This is a genomic window from Streptomyces sp. SID5910 (assembly GCF_009862125.1).
GTDB lineage: Bacteria > Actinomycetota > Actinomycetes > Streptomycetales > Streptomycetaceae > Streptomyces.
The window spans coordinates 1-14,038 of record NZ_WWHX01000825.1 but is presented as its reverse complement, the minus strand read 5'-3'; the positions used below and the strand labels follow the sequence as shown (position 1 = coordinate 14,038).

At 73.3% G+C, this 14,038-nt stretch carries 13 protein-coding genes and 2 pseudogenes; 7 read left to right on the top strand and 8 right to left on the bottom strand.

Annotated features, from left to right (window positions below; translation table 11 throughout):
• Together GTW67_RS28975 and GTW67_RS28970 are read left to right on the top strand one after the other, a co-directional pair.
• The coding region (locus GTW67_RS28975; RefSeq protein ID WP_272920542.1) for a VOC family protein at positions 1 to 241 on the top strand (241 nt) is incomplete at its 5' end.
• A gap of 135 nt (positions 242 to 376) precedes the next feature.
• The gene (locus GTW67_RS28970; protein ID WP_161164891.1) at positions 377 to 1,408 is read left to right on the top strand and encodes an LLM class flavin-dependent oxidoreductase; all 1,032 of its coding nucleotides are present in this window, start codon (positions 377 to 379) and stop codon (positions 1,406 to 1,408) included.
• A gap of 15 nt (positions 1,409 to 1,423) precedes the next feature.
• Here GTW67_RS28970 and GTW67_RS28965 read toward each other — a convergent pair whose 3' ends face one another.
• Positions 1,424 to 2,329 (bottom strand): arginase family protein, encoded by a 906-nt coding sequence (locus tag GTW67_RS28965; protein ID WP_161164892.1) that lies wholly within the window; start codon positions 2,327 to 2,329, stop codon positions 1,424 to 1,426.
• 76 nt (positions 2,330 to 2,405) lie between these two features.
• Positions 2,406 to 3,176, bottom strand: a complete 771-nt coding sequence (locus GTW67_RS28960) for an SOS response-associated peptidase (protein WP_161167708.1) — start codon at positions 3,174 to 3,176, stop codon at positions 2,406 to 2,408.
• Positions 3,177 to 3,473: 297 nt separating this feature from the next.
• Here GTW67_RS28960 and GTW67_RS28955 point away from each other — a divergent pair, with 297 nt between their 5' ends.
• Positions 3,474 to 5,576 (top strand): FUSC family protein, encoded by a 2,103-nt coding sequence (locus tag GTW67_RS28955; protein WP_161167707.1) that lies wholly within the window; start codon positions 3,474 to 3,476, stop codon positions 5,574 to 5,576.
• Positions 5,577 to 5,625: 49 nt separating this feature from the next.
• On the opposite strand, the gene GTW67_RS28950 is transcribed toward GTW67_RS28955, so the two are convergent.
• Complete coding sequence (locus GTW67_RS28950; RefSeq protein WP_346010769.1) at positions 5,626 to 6,267, bottom strand: YoaK family protein; 642 nt, start codon at positions 6,265 to 6,267, stop codon at positions 5,626 to 5,628.
• A gap of 379 nt (positions 6,268 to 6,646) precedes the next feature.
• Here GTW67_RS28950 and GTW67_RS28945 point away from each other — a divergent pair, with 379 nt between their 5' ends.
• Together GTW67_RS28945 and GTW67_RS28940 are read left to right on the top strand one after the other, a co-directional pair.
• The gene (locus tag GTW67_RS28945; RefSeq protein ID WP_161167706.1) at positions 6,647 to 7,843 is read left to right on the top strand and encodes a beta-1,3-glucanase family protein; all 1,197 of its coding nucleotides are present in this window, start codon (positions 6,647 to 6,649) and stop codon (positions 7,841 to 7,843) included.
• Positions 7,844 to 8,125: 282 nt separating this feature from the next.
• Positions 8,126 to 9,292, top strand: coding sequence for an alanine--tRNA ligase-related protein (locus tag GTW67_RS28940; protein ID WP_161167705.1), 1,167 nt, complete (start codon positions 8,126 to 8,128; stop codon positions 9,290 to 9,292).
• Between the two features lie 22 nt (positions 9,293 to 9,314).
• Here GTW67_RS28940 and GTW67_RS28935 read toward each other — a convergent pair whose 3' ends face one another.
• Both GTW67_RS28935 and GTW67_RS28930 read right to left on the bottom strand, forming a co-directional pair.
• A complete protein-coding gene (locus GTW67_RS28935) occupies positions 9,315 to 9,920 on the bottom strand; it encodes a dihydrofolate reductase family protein (RefSeq protein WP_161167704.1) in 606 nt (201 codons plus the stop codon).
• A gap of 84 nt (positions 9,921 to 10,004) precedes the next feature.
• Complete coding sequence (locus GTW67_RS28930) at positions 10,005 to 10,268, bottom strand: ArsR/SmtB family transcription factor (protein ID WP_161167709.1); 264 nt, start codon at positions 10,266 to 10,268, stop codon at positions 10,005 to 10,007.
• An 86-nt stretch (positions 10,269 to 10,354) separates the two neighbouring features.
• Between GTW67_RS28930 and GTW67_RS28925 the strand changes: the two are divergent.
• Positions 10,355 to 11,227 (top strand): annotated as a pseudogene (locus GTW67_RS28925) (quinone oxidoreductase family protein); the annotation flags it as partial.
• A 64-nt stretch (positions 11,228 to 11,291) separates the two neighbouring features.
• Positions 11,292 to 11,720: a VOC family protein gene (locus tag GTW67_RS28920; RefSeq protein ID WP_161167702.1), complete on the top strand. Its 429-nt coding sequence runs from the start codon at positions 11,292 to 11,294 to the stop codon at positions 11,718 to 11,720.
• Positions 11,721 to 11,750: 30 nt separating this feature from the next.
• Here GTW67_RS28920 and GTW67_RS28915 read toward each other — a convergent pair whose 3' ends face one another.
• From GTW67_RS28915 to GTW67_RS28905, 3 genes and pseudogenes are all read right to left on the bottom strand, one after another.
• Positions 11,751 to 12,644: a TauD/TfdA family dioxygenase gene (locus GTW67_RS28915; protein ID WP_161167701.1), complete on the bottom strand. Its 894-nt coding sequence runs from the start codon at positions 12,642 to 12,644 to the stop codon at positions 11,751 to 11,753.
• 39 nt (positions 12,645 to 12,683) lie between these two features.
• A complete protein-coding gene (locus GTW67_RS28910; protein ID WP_161167700.1) occupies positions 12,684 to 13,502 on the bottom strand; it encodes an ABC transporter ATP-binding protein in 819 nt (272 codons plus the stop codon).
• Positions 13,489 to 14,038 (bottom strand): annotated as a pseudogene (locus tag GTW67_RS28905) (ABC transporter substrate-binding protein); the annotation flags it as partial. The gene GTW67_RS28910 and the pseudogene GTW67_RS28905, both read right to left, overlap by 14 nt.

The window sequence follows — 14,038 nt, the reverse complement described above, 5'->3', positions numbered from 1 at the left end:
TGTGACGAGCCTGCGCGCACCGGACTGGCCCGACGGCCCGGTGCCTCAGCAGCTGCACCTCGACCTGAGCGTCGCCTCCCTGGCGGAGCTGCGGAACCAGCACGAGCGCGTGCTCGCCCTCGGCGGCAGGCTGCTCAGCAACCGCGACCGGCCGGATCCCGACGACGAGGAACGCTTCCGGGTCTATCGGGACCCCGAGGGCCACCCGTTCTGCGTCTTCGTCGCGGAGCGGGACGCGTAGCCCTCCGGTGTTGCGTTCTCGTGAACACCCGGGCGATGCACGTCCCGCAGGGCCCGCCCCTCGGTGGTGAGGGGGCATGATCCATCTGTTGAGAGGTGGCAGAGCCTTGTGGACGCCGGTGGGTGGGAGTCGGGAATGAGCGGCAGGCAGTTGAAGAAGCTGGGGTTCCTCACGATCGGGCTGTTCGACGAGGCGGATCCGGGGCGCGGGCACGAGGACACGCTGCGCATCCTGGAGCTCGGGGAACGGCTCGGCTTCGACAGCGCCTGGGTGCGCCACCGCCATCTCCAGTACGGGATCGCCTCGCCGGTGGCGGTGCTCGCGGCCGCCACCCAGCGCACCAGCCGCATCGAACTGGGCACCGCCGTCACGCCGTTGGGGTGGGAGAACCCGCTGCGTCTCGCCGAGGACTGGGCGACCGTGGACATCCTGTCCGGTGGCCGTTTCAACCCGGGCGTGAGCATCGGACTGCCGACGCACTACGAGAAGGTGAAGGACGCGCTGTACCCGGACACCGCCGAGCAGGAGGAGTTCGGGTACGCGCGGGCGCGGCGCCTGCTCGACCACGTCGCGGGAGTGCCGGTCACGGACTTCAGCGGCACGGAGGGCATCGAGAGCTACTCCGACCGCGTACAGCCCCACTCCCCCGGCCTGCGGCAGCGGATGTGGTACGGGGGCGGCAGCCTGCGCTCCGCCCGCTGGGCCGGGGAGAACGCGATGAGCCTCCTCACCAGCAGCGTGGTCAAGGCCGAGGGACCCGAACAGGGCGCCGGCTCCGCGGACTTCGCCGCGATCCAGCTCTCCCTCGTCCGGGCCTTCCGCGCGGCGCACCCCGACGGGGAGGCCGCGCGGGTCTCCCAGGGGCTCGTGGTGATTCCCACCGACTCGGCCGACGCCGCACAGCGCGCCAGGTACGAGGAGTACGCCGCGCAGCGCCTCCCCCGCACCCGGCAGCCGCAGGGGCCGGCCCGTCTGCTGTTCGCGCCCGACCTCGTGGGCCCCTCCGAGTGGATCGCGGAGCGCCTGCGGGCCCACGCGGCGTACCGGGAGGTGGAGGAGGTGGCCTTCGCGCTGCCGTTCACCTTCGCCCCGGAGGACTACGAGCAGATACTGACCGACATCGCCGGGCGGCTCGCTCCCGCGCTGGGCTGGCGGCCGGCTTCCTGACGGCCGCCGCGCCTCTCAGTCGGCGGTGAAGGCGGCCACCACCAGGTCGGTCAGGAGGGCGCCCGCGGTGCCGTCGGGGTCGAGGTCGGGGTCGTAGATGGTGATGTTGAGGCCCACGCAGCGCGGGGAGCGGACCAGCGGGCGCAGCAGGGCGGTGAGTTCGCCGGGGAGCAGCCCGTCGGGGTCCGGGCTGTCGACCGCCGGCATCACCGAGGGGTCGAGCGCGTCGGCGTCCAGGTGGACCCAGAAGCCGTCCTGGGCGGTCGCCTCCAGGTCGGCGGCGGTCGAGGCGCCGAGGTCGGCGGGGTCGGCGCGGCGCAGGTCGGCGACGGTGGTGACGGGGACCTTCAGCGCGCGGAGTTCGGCGACGTCCTCGTCGTCCACGAACGCGTCCCGGGTGCCGAAGAGCCGGACGTCCTCGTCCCGGAGATAGGGCCGCAGTCCTTCGAGGTCGGTCAGGTCCTCCTGCCCGCGCCCGGTGGCAAGGGCGAGTTCCTCGCCGCCGGCGGCGCCGATCCGGTCGGAGGTACCGGGGTGGCGGAAGTCGGGGGAGGCGTCGATCGACACCAGCCCGTACCGGCCGAGGCGGCGCAGGGCGAGGGCGGCGCCGAGCTGGATGGAGCAGTCCCCGCCGAGGACCAGGGTGAAGTGACCCGCGGACACGTGGGGCTCGATGCGGTCGGCGAGGGTACGCGTGTACGCGGCGATGGCGCCGGCGTTGAAGACGCCGTCGCCCTCCTGCCAGTCGCCCCGGTCGTAGCGGGGCGGCACGACGACGCCTCCTTCGAGGGCGCCGAGCCTGCGTACGATCCCGTTGTCCCGCAGCGCCCCGGCCAGCTTGTAGCAGCCGGGGACGGTGCCGGGGGCCGGTGGGCGCAGGCCCAGGTTGGAGGGGGCGTCCATGACCATGATGCTTCGCATGACGCCATCCTCGCCGCCGGACGGACGGTCTTCAACTGGTCTTTCGCGAGGCGGCCGTTGGTCATGGGCCGGGGTCTCAACCGGGTTGAGTGGTTCCGGATGACGGGCCGGTGACCGCCTCGACCAGCTGCGGACCGTTGTTGCGGACGTTGTTGACGGCCGTGGAGACGGGTCGGGCGTCGAGCCGTCCGCCGCCGGGCTGCTCCAGGAGGTCGCGCAGTGCGCCGGTGTCCTGACGGGAGGGGTCGAGCCAGGCGTCGTAGTGCTCCTCGGCGACGGTCAGCGGCATCCGGGGATGGACGCGTCCGGCGGCGTCGGTGGCCTCCGTGGTGATGATGGTGCAGGTCGTCAGCCAGGCCGACGGATCGTCTTCGTGCCCGGCGTCCGGGTCGCGCCAGAACTCGTACAGCCCGGCCAGGGCCATCCCGTGGTCGTCCGCGGAGTGGATGAAGTAGGGCTGCTTGCGGACCTTCCCCGTCTGCGGGTCCTCGACGCGCTGCCACTCGTAGAAGCCGTCGGCCGGCAGGAGGCAGCGGCGCCGGGCGAACGCGGTGCGGAAGGCCGGTTTCTCGTGAAGGGTCTCCACGCGGGCGTTGATCAGCCGGGCGCCGATCTTCGTGTCCTTGGCCCAGGACGGCACCAGGCCCCAGCGCAGCGTCCGCAGGTGCCGTGCCGCGGGAGCGTCGGCCGAGGCGTCGCGCGGGGTGCGTTCGAGGACGGCCCACACCTCGTCGGTCGGCGCGACGTTCCAGCTCGGCGCCAAGGGGTCGCCGAGGTCCCGGTCCGTGATCTGGAACTGCCGGGCGAGGTCTTCGGGGCTGCGGGTGGAGGCATACCGGCCACACATGAGGCAACTGTCGCGCACCTTCCGTGCCTGCCGCGACCGCAGGGCCCGCCGCGTCGCACGCCCGGGGGTGCCTCCGTCCCGTCGCTGAGGTGCCTCCGACCCGTCGCCGGGGTGCCTCCGACCCGTCGCGCACACCGCTGCCGCGAGGCGCGCCGCCGCTGCGCCGGTCGGGCGAGGCACGCCGGGGTGCTGGTGCGGCGGCCCGTCCGGGTGGCCGCGCCTCGGCATGATGTGTCGCCGTGCGAAGCCGCGCACCGGCGGGCCGGGGCCCGGTCCGGCCGCCGAGGAGGGACGCCCATGGGGAGACTGCCGTCGCCGGCCGCGTCGTTCGGGGCGGGGCGGCGCGCGGTGCGCGTCACCGTCGCGGCGGCCGTCGCGTTCTATCCCGCGGCGCATCTGCTGGACCAGCCGGTCGTCGCGCTCTACGCCCTGTTCATCCCGATCGCCTTCGGCATCCTGTCGCCCCTGCCGGGCGGGGGCCGCCACCGTGCGGGGACCGTGCTGCGGGTGGCTCCGGGGGCCGCCGCCCTGGTCTGCCTCGGGACGGTCCTCGCGGGTGCGGCCTGGTCGGCGGCCGCCGGCATGCTGCTGGTCGGGTTCGCGCTGGTCCTCACGGCATCGTGCGCTCCCCGGCTCGCCGGCGTCGTGCCCGGACTCCAGCTCTGCTACATCCTTGCCTGCTTCCCGCCCTACGCCCCGGACACCCTGCCCGAGCGGCTGGCCGGGCTGGCGCTCGGCGCGGCCTCGCTGGCCCTGTGCGAACTGCTGCTGTTCGCGCAGCCGCGGCACCGGCCGTACCACGAGCGGACCGCCGACGCCCTCGACCTCGCGGCCCGTGCCGCGGGCCTGCTGGCCCGGGCGGACAGCGTGCCTCCGAGCCTGTCCGCACGGCTGGAGGCGGCGGGCCGGGATCTGCGCTTCTCCCAGCAGTCGCCGGGCACCCGGCCCACCGGTGCGGGCCGAAGGGACCGGGCGCTGGCCCAGGCCGCTTCGGCGACGCGTCGCCTGCTCGACCAGCTCGCCGCACTCGCCCGGCTGCCCGCGTCCCCGGCCGACACGGCGTCGTTGGCCCTGCTGCGCGGCGTCGCGGCGGCCTGCGCCGACACCGCGGCCGAGCTGCGCGGGGAACGTCCCGCCGCCGGTCCTGAGCTGGTCGAGGAGATGACCGCCCAGTTCGTGGCCGAGCGCGGGCAGCCCCTGGAGCGGAACGCCGGCCCCGTGCACGCCCTGCTGCGGCGCCGCTCGACCCTGCTCACCGTGGCGATGTCGGCCGTGACCGCGCGCACGGCCGCCGCCCTGGCGGCCGGCTCCCGCCGCTCGGTGCCGGGGCCGGCCCACGAGCAGTTCTGGTACGCCGGGCTCCCGGTGCCGTGTCTGTGGCTGGTCCGGATCCGCGGGAACCTCACCCCGCGCTCCGTGGTGTTCCAGAACGCGGTCCGTACGGCCCTGGGGCTCGCCCTCGCCCGGCTGGTCGCGGGGACGCTCGACCTGTCCCACGGCTTCTGGGTCCTGCTCAGCGTGCTCACCCTGGCCCGCACCACCGCGGGTGCCACCTGGTCCACCGTGCGGTCGGCCGCCGTCGGAACCCTGGTCGGGGCCGTCGCCGCCGGCGCGCTCCTCATCGGCGCGGGTGACGCCACCGTGGTCTACGAGTGCCTGCTGGTGCCTACGATGCTGGTGGCCTTCTCTGTGGGGCCCGTCGGCGGACCGGCCTGGGCGCAGGGCCTGTTCACCCTGGTCGTCTCCACGGCGTTCGCACAGATCTCCCCGGTGACCTGGCGGCTGGAGGAGGCCCGGCTCGTCGATGTGCTGACCGGCAGCGCGGTCGGGCTGCTGTGCGGCCTGCTGGCCTGGCCCACCGGCGCCCGGTCGGAGATGCGGCGCAGCGCCGGGGAACTGTTCCGGGCCGCCGCTCCCCTGGTGCGGGCCACCGCCCGGGCCGCGACCGGCCAGACCCCCGCCCCTCGTCCGTCGGGCGCCGCCGGGCCCTTCTGGCCGGTGCTGCACCGGCTGCGCATCGCCGAGGCGGCCTACGCGCAGTACCGCACGGAGTCCGTACCCGGCACGTCCGACGGCGGTCCCGACTGGCTCGCCGCCCTCAACTACGGCTCCCGCGTCCTGGTCGGTGCCTACTGGCTGCCGTCGCCCGAGGGCACCCCGCATCTCCCGCCGGCCCTCCTGCGCTGGGTCGACGAGGCGGCGGACGAACTGGCGTCCGCGAGTCTCACGGCGGCCGGTTCGCCGGAGGGCGGCGTCCGGGTCCGCGTCGCCCCGCTGCCCGCCGGTGCCGTGTCGTCGGGGACCGCGCCGGACGCCCTGTCGGTCCTGATCGACGTGGAGGTCTGGCTGGGCGCCCTCGCCGCGGACCTCGCCACCGCAACCGGCGACCATGTCGGCTGACCGGCCCTGACGCCGAAGTACCCTCGGCAACAAGCATTCTGACGTGGCGTCAGGCAGAAGTCGCCGGGTCCGCTCGTGTGGGCGCGTGCCAGGTCAGCCACGCCCCCGTCACCAGCAGCGCGGGGAGCATCCCGGCGACACCCGGCAGCCACCGTCCGAGCAGGGCGAACGCGGCGGCACCGCAGATCAGCAGCCCCACCGTCATCAGGGCCCGCCGTTGCAGACGTCTCCGGGTCACCGCCTCGGCGACGGCCTGCGTCAGCATGCCGGTCAGATAGGCGGTCGCCACGTGGGCGCCCAGGGAGACGCGCACGCCGGCGTTCTGGCACCCCATCGCCGCCGAGGCGAGGCCCAGCATGACGGTGCGGGCGGCACCGCCGGGATGACCGTCCGCCGCCGCCCACCAGACGGCGACGGTCCAGAGCAGGACTGCTTCGAGGAGCAGGAAGCCGGCCGCCGGCGCGGACCGCTGCGCACGGGCCGCCGTCCAACTGCCGCCCGCCGCGCCCAGCACGTACCCGAGCACCGCCAGGCCCGCGAGCGCGCCGAAGGCCGGCCGGCCGCCGCCCAGCCCGATGCCGATCATCGCGGAGTTGGCGGTCACGACACTGGTGAAGACCCCGCCGAGGGAGAGGAAGCCCAGCGCGTTGACCGCTCCGGCGGAGAAAGCCAGCAGCCGCGTGAGCCACACGTCGCTCAGCCCGCCGCCTCGCTGCCGCGTCCCGGCCGGGGCCTCGCGACGACCGCGTCCTTCCGTGACTCTCTCCTCGCTCTACCTCGACGCGCGCACCGGACCGTATGCAGGACGCCAAGCGCCAGTCACCGATCGCCGATCGCCGGCGCCAGTCGCCGACCGGGCACGGCTCCCGTTCGCGCCCGGCCCACGCTAGCCGAGCAGGCGCGCCGCCCCCCGCCGACGCGGCGCCCGCGGCCCCGCCCGGACAGATCCCGTTGCCCGTTCCGCCACGAGCACGCTCCCAGGCGTTGACATGAACGCGGCACGGCGGGACGCTGAGAGCGCTCTCACACACTGGTACGGACCATCCCCCACACCCGCACGGAGGTGGAGAGTGCTGTCATCCCTGAAACGCGGACTGCTCGCCGTGGCCGGCGTCGCCGGACTCACGGGCGCTCTGCTCACGGCCGCCCCCGCACCGCCCGCGAGCGCCGCGGTGCCCGACACCATCCCCCTGGCGATCACCAACGACTCCGGCCGCGGTGACGCCGTCTACGTCTACACCCTCGGCACGTCCCTGACATCGGGGCAGCAGGGCTGGGCGGACGCCGCCGGGGCCTTCCACGCCTGGCCGGCCGGCGGCAACCCTCCGACACCCGCACCGGACGCGTCCATCCCCGGACCGGCCGCCGGACAGACCAAGACCATCCGCATCCCCAAGCTGTCGGGACGCATCTACTTCTCCTACGGCCGCAAGCTCGACTTCCGGCTGACCACCGGCGGCCTGGTGCAGCCGGCCGTGCAGAACCCGAGCGACCCGAACCGCGACATCCTGTTCAACTGGTCCGAGTACACGCTCAACGACTCGGGGCTGTGGCTCAACAGCACGCAGGTCGACATGTTCTCGGCCCCGTACTCCGTCGGCGTGCAGCGCTCCGACGGCGGTGTGCTCACCACGGGCAAGCTCAAGCCGGGCGGCTACCGCGGGGTGTTCGACGCGCTGCGCGCGCAGCCCGGCTGGTCGGGCCTGATCCAGACGCGGTCCGACGGCACCGTCCTGCGGGCGCTGGCGCCCCTGTACGGCCTGGAGACCGGGGCGCTGCCCGCGTCCGTCCTCAACGGCTACATCGACCGTGTCTGGCAGAAGTACACGACGAGCACCCTGACGGTGACCCCGTTCGGTGACCAGCCGGGCACCAAGTACTTCGGGCGCGTCTCCGGTGGCGTCATGAACTTCACCAACGGCGCCGGAGCGGTCGTGACGAGCTTCCAGAAGCCCGACGCGTCCAGCGTCTTCGGCTGCCACCGACTTCTGGACGCCCCCAACGACCTGGTGCGCGGCCCGATCTCCCGGACGCTGTGCGCCGGGTTCAACCGCTCCACGCTGCTGACCAACCCGAACCAGCCGGACACGTCGGCGTCCGGCTTCTACCAGGACTCGGTGACCAACCACTACGCGCGGGCCATCCACGAGCGGACCACCGACGGGAAGGCGTACGCCTTCGCCTTCGACGACGTGGGCAACCACGAGTCGCTGGTCCACGACGGCAACCCCGCGCAGGCCCGGCTGACCCTCGCCCCGTTCGACTGACCACGCACGCTCCGTCGGCCCCTCCCGGGAAATTCACGTGCCGGGAGGGGCCGCGGGCCGTATCCTCGTCGGCATGAACGTCATCGGCCGAAGCATCTTCGCGACCGCGCGAGCGACCAGCTCGCCGGTTGCCGCCGCCTGACCTTCTCCCCACCCCCACCGGCGACCGGAAACGGCCCGTCGGTGGTCACGTGGCGTTCCGACGCCCTCGCCTCGGTGCGACGATCTCCCCCGGTCCCGTTCTCCGGCGCCTTCCCGTCACATGCGCGAAGGAGCCGTCCCATGGACACCGAGCAGATCGTCCGCACGTTCGTCGAGTTCTACGAGGACCGGGGCCACCACCGGATCAGCGGTTCCACGCTGCTGCCGCCGCCCGGTGACCCGGTCCTGTTCACCACCTCGGGCATGCATCCGCTCACCTCGTATCTGGAGGGCCGCCCCCATCCGCTGGGCCGGCGGCTGGTCGACGTGCAGCGCTGTCTGCGCACCACGGACCTCGACGAGGTCGGTGACAGCACCCACCTCACGGTCTTCGAGATGCTCGGCACCTGGTCGCTGGGCGACTACGAGGGCGTGCGGAGCCTCGACTGGGGTCACCGGTTCCTCACCGAGGGCCTCGGTGTCGATCCGGGGCTGCTGCACGCCACCGTGTTCGGCGGTGACGACCAGGTCGGCTTGGACACCGCCTCACTGGAGCTGTGGCAGGAGCGGGGCGTGCCCGTGGAGCTCACGGTGAACGACAACTGGTGGTCCAACGGGCCCGTCGGCCCGTGCGGTCCCGACTCGGAGATCTTCCTGTGGACCGGTGACACCCCGCCCCGCTCGACGCCGACGCGCGACTCCCGCTGGGTGGAGGTGTGGAACCACGTCATGATGCGCCACCGCCGGCTCGACGACGGCCGGCTGGTGCCGCTCCCCCAGCGCAATGTCGACACCGGGATGGGTCTGGAACGCCTGGCCTCACTGCTCCAGGGCGAGCCGTCGGTGTACGACGGCGACGTCTTCGAACCCTGGCGGCGGCTGGTGCCGGGGCTGTGGTCGCTGGACGAGCCGTCGTTCCGCCTGGTCTGCGACCACCTGCGGTCGGCCGTCGTGGTGATCGGCGACGGCGTACGCCCGGCCGGCACCGGGCGGGGTTATGTGCTGCGGCGCCTGGTGCGGCGGGTGCTGACCCTGCTGTGGCGGGACGATCCGTCGCGCCGGCTCGGTGACCTGCCCGTCGAGCTGGTCTCCCACACCCTCGACCACTTCCGGCAGACGGGCGACCCCGCCCTCGTCCACCAGATGCTGACCGACGAGGAGCGGCGCTTCACCCGGCTCCTGGAACGCGGCCGGCAGGTACTCGCCCGGCCCCGCTTCCGGGGACCGCTGGACGACGACGACTTCCACTACCTCCACGACACCCACGGCCTGCCGCGCGAGCTGGTGACGGCCTTGCGGCAGGAGTGATCACCTTGGGTAAGGGGCGCGGCTAGTAGCTGTCGTAGGTCGGCTCGCCGGTCGGGCGGTAGACGCCTACGACGGTGCCGCCCTTCGTCGTCGAGACACTGACCGGCTCCAGCGCGGTGGGGATCGCTCCGTCGGCGAACAGTCGCTTGCCGGTGCCGATGATCACCGGGTGGACGGTCAGCCGGTACTCGTCGACGAGGCCGTGCCGCATGAGGGTCTGGGCGAGGTCGCCGCTGCCGACGACGTTGATGTCGCCGCCGTCGGACGCCTTCAGCTCGCGTACGGCGTCGGCGACGTCGCCCTCCAGCAGCGTGGAGTTCTGCCACTCGACGGACGTCAGGGTCCGGGACGCCACGTACTTGCGCATGCTGTTCATCCGCTCGGTGAACGGGTTGCCGGGGTCGGCGGTCGGCCAGTACGACGCGAAGATCTCGTACGTCTTGCGGCCGAGCAGCATCGCGTCGGACGCCTCGTACCAGCCGGCGATGGCCTCGCCCACCTCCTCATCGTCCACGGGCTTCTGCCATCCCCCGTGCGTGAAACCGCTCTCGGCGTCCTCGTCCGGGCCTCCCGGTGCCTGCATGACGCCGTCCAGCGTCAGGAACGTGCAAACGATGATCTTGCGCATGGTGCGCTCCCTTCGTCGACGGGTAGACCGCACGACCACCGGAAACTCATCGCCGCGAACGCCCGGCCCAAGAATCGGCCGCCGTCACTCGGTCCCGTCGGCGCGGAGGGTGAGGTCGAGGAGGCCGGGGAAGCGGGCGTCGAACTCCTCGCGGCGCAGTCGGTTGAGGCGTCTGGGGCCCTGGTCGCGCTGTTCGACCAGGCCGGCGCCGCGCAGGACCGCGAAGTGGTGGCTCTTCGCCGCCCGGCCGACCGGTACGTCGAAGCTGCTGCAACTGAGCGCCCAGTCGGGGTGCTTGGCCAGTTCGCGGACCAGCTGGACACGCACGGGGTCCGCGAGCGCGGACAGGGCCGTGAGGAGGCTGGTGTTCGCTTCCGGTTGAACACTCGTGGAGGGGTGGTCCGACGTATGCGCGCGGTCGAGTCGAGACCCGGTGGGCGGGGGTGAACTTCGCGGACGTGAAGGCGCGCGCCGACGGGTACCGGGTCGCGTCGCTGCCCCACCGTCCGGGCCTGGAGGTATCGGGGCGGGTGCGGGCGGTCGGGGAGCGCGTGGAGGGGCTGCGGGTGGGGCAGGAGGTCGCCGCGCTCGTCGACGGCGGCGGTTACGCGGAGGTCGTGCTCGCCGAGGCCGCGCGGGTTCTTCCGTTGCCCGCGGGGCTGGATCTGCGGACCGCGGCCACGCTGCCGACCGTTCTGCCGACCGCGCACGCGCTGGTCCACGAGGTGGGGCGGTTGCGGGCCGGGGAGAGTGTGCTGGTGCACGGCGCGGCGGGCGGGATCGGCACGGCGGTCGGGCAGCTGGCCCGGGCGGCGGGCGCCGGCGCGGTGTTCGGAGTGGTCTCCGGCGACGCCAAGGCCGCCCATGCGCTGAAGTACGGCTACGACGAGGTGTTCCGGTCCGACACCTTCGACGCGGACGTCCGCCGGGTGACCGGCGGCAGGGGCGTCGACCTGGTCCTGGACCCGGTGGGGGGCGGCACCCTGCGGCGTGGCCTGGAGGTGCTGGCGGTCTTCGGGCGGCTGGTGTCGTTCGGCAACGCCGGCGGCGCCGAGCCCTGGCACGCCGGGCAGGCCGAACTGTATCCGCGGGGCCGTTCCGTCGGCGGCTTCCCCGTGCTCGCCCTCGCCCGGTCCTCCCCCGACGACCTGCGGGCCCTGACCGAGCGCGCCCTGCGTACCGTCCTCGACGGAACGGTGACCCTTCCGGTCACCGCCGAGTTCCCTCTGTCCGACGCGGCCGACGCGCACCGGCTGATCGGCGGACGCACGTCCACGGGCAAGCTGCTGCTGCGCACCACCGACTGACCAACGACCCCACGGCGATCACACCGCGCGTCACCGGAGCCGGACGCGCCGACATGGAGGACCGATGACATCGACCAAGACGTTCCAAGTCACCTTCGACTGCGCGGAACCCGAGCGCCTCGCTCGCTTCTGGTGCGAGGTGCTCGGGTACGTCGTGCCGCCGCCGCCCGAGGGGTTCGCCACGTGGGACGAGTACCGGCAGGCTCAGCCGCCCGAGAAGCGGGACGCGTGGTTCGCCTGCGTCGATCCCTCGGGCGTGGGCCCGCGGCTGTACTTCCAGCGCGTTCCCGAAGGAAAGGCCGTCAAGAACCGCGTGCACCTCGATGTGCGGGTCGGCACGGGGCTCGTGGGAGAAGAGCGCCTCGCCGCACTCGACGCCGAACGCGCACGGCTGGTCCCGCTCGGCGCCGTGCACGTGCGGACGCTGTACGACGGCACCGATGCGTGCATTCCGATGCTGGACATCGAGGGCAACGAGTTCTGCATCGACTGACGAAGTCGCGGGCCGGCCCGGCGGGTCGGCCTACCTGTCCGTGGCCCGCGCCGTGGCCGGGCCCACGGGTGTGTCACCGCGCAGGGTGATGCGGTGCATGACGCGGTGCTGGTCGCCGTAGTCGCGGTTGGCGTAGTGGGCGGTGCTGCGGTTGTCCCACAGGGCGACGTCGCCGGGCTGCCAGCGGTTGCGCACGACGTGCTCCGGCTTGGTGAGGTGGGCGTAGAGGATGTCGAGGATGCCGCGGCTCTCGTGCTCGGAGACGCCGGCGATGTGCGAGGTGAAGCCGGGGTTCACGAACAGGCCCTTGCGTCCGCTCTCGGGGTGCACGCGGACCACCGGGTGCTCGACCGGCACGAGTTCGGTGAACGTCTCGCCCTCCCACAGGTTGCCCCGGCCCTGCCGGCGCTGGGCCAGGTAGTAGCCGAACTCGCGGCTGCCGTCGTGGACGGCGGTCAGCGTGTCGACGTAGGCGCGCAGGCCCGGGGACAGCGACTCGTAGGCGAGCTGGCTGTCGGCCCAGTTGGTGTCGCCGCCGGTGGGCGGCAGCACCACGGCCCGCAGCACGGAGATCGCGGGCGGCCGGCGGACGAACGTCACGTCCGTGTGCCACACGTCGGCGAAGCCGTTGTCCTGGCTGTCCAGGCTGTACACCTCGGGTGCCACGTCGCCGGAGTCGTGGACGGGGTGGCCGACGGTGACCTCGCCCAGGCGCCTGCCGAAGTCGATCTGCTGGGCGTCGTCGAGGCCGTCCTGGCCGCGGACGAACAGCACCTTGTACCGGACGAGTGCTTCGCGGAGCGCGAGGACCTGGTCGTCGTCGAGGCCGCCGAGGTCGATGCCGCGGATCTCGGCGCCGAAGCTCGGGCCGAGCGGGGTGATCGGCAGCTGTGCCGTCCGGGGCCGGACGCTGAGGATGCTCACGGGTGTGTCCCTTCTTCGATGTCTTGCGTGGTGGGGCGGTCAGCCCGCCGCGGCGGTCTTCACGGCGTGGGAGACCCGCGTCCGCAGTTCGGCGAACTCGCGTGACTCGCGCAGTTCGTCGGCGTCGACGTCGCCTCGCGGCAGGTCGATCGGCAGGTCCAGGGCGACGGTCCCGGGTCCCTTGGTCAGCACGACGATGCGGGAGCCGAGGAACACCGCCTCGTCGGCCGAGTGCGTCACGAACACCGTGGTCCGCCCGGTCTGGGCGGCCACCCGGCGGACGTCCTCCTGGAGCCGCTCCCGGGTGAGCGCGTCCAGCGCCGCGAACGGCTCGTCGAGCAGGAGGAGGGGGTTCTCGGCGGCCAGGGCGCGGGCGATCGCGACGCGCTGCTGCTGGCCGCCGGAGATCTCCCAGGTGCGCCGGTTCTCCGTGCCCTCCAGACCGACCCGGGCCAGCAGCCGCGCCCGCCGTTCGGGCCGTTGGGCCCGGTCGACGCCCGCGTACCGCAGGGCGAGATCGACGTTGCCGCCGACGGTCCGCCACGGGAACAGCCGCGGCGTCTGGAACACCACGCCGGCCGCCGTGCCGGGCCGCGGTTCGTCGCCGGCCACGCGCACGGTGCCGTGGGTCGGCCGCTCGAATCCGGCGATCAGGCGGAGCAGGGTGCTCTTGCCGCATCCCGAGGGGCCCACCAGGACGAGGAACTCGCCGGCGGGGACGGTCAGGTCGACGGGCCCGACGGCGGTGACGTCCTCGCCGCCCCGGCCGTACCGGTGGACGACGTCGTGGAGCCGGACGGTGCCGTCGGTCTTCGTCGCCGTGCTCGGGGTGGCCGTCGTCGTCTCACTTGAGGACATCGGGCAGCCCCTTGAGGTAGAAGGCCTTGCGGACGGCGTCCGCGGACGGCGTGGCGTCGATCTGCTTCTGGCCGGCGAGGAACTTCGCGGTGTCGGTGACGTAGGAGAGCAGCTTGCCGGGGCTGCCGTCGGTGCCCAGCCAGTCGGCGGAGGTCACCTGCTCGGGGGTGAGGAACACGCCCTGGGCGAGCTGGGCCTCGGCGTCCGCCGCGCTGATGCCGAGTTCGGCCGAGACGGCCTTCACGGATCCGTCGGGGTCGGACTTGAGCAGCCGCAGGGCCTCGGCCTCGGCCTTCCGCCAGGCGTCGATCGCCTTCGGGTCCCTGGCGATCAGGTCGTCCGAGACGACGGCCAGGTCCAGGGTGGGCTTGCCGGCGCTGCCGATCGTCTTGCTGCTGGTGAGCTGGGTTCCGGTCTTGCGCAGTTCGTCCAGGGTCGGCAGCCAGACGTACGCGGCGTCGATGTCCCCCCGCTGCCATGCGGCGAGGATGGCCTGGGGCTGGAGGTCGATGAGTTTGACGTCCGAGGTCTTCAGA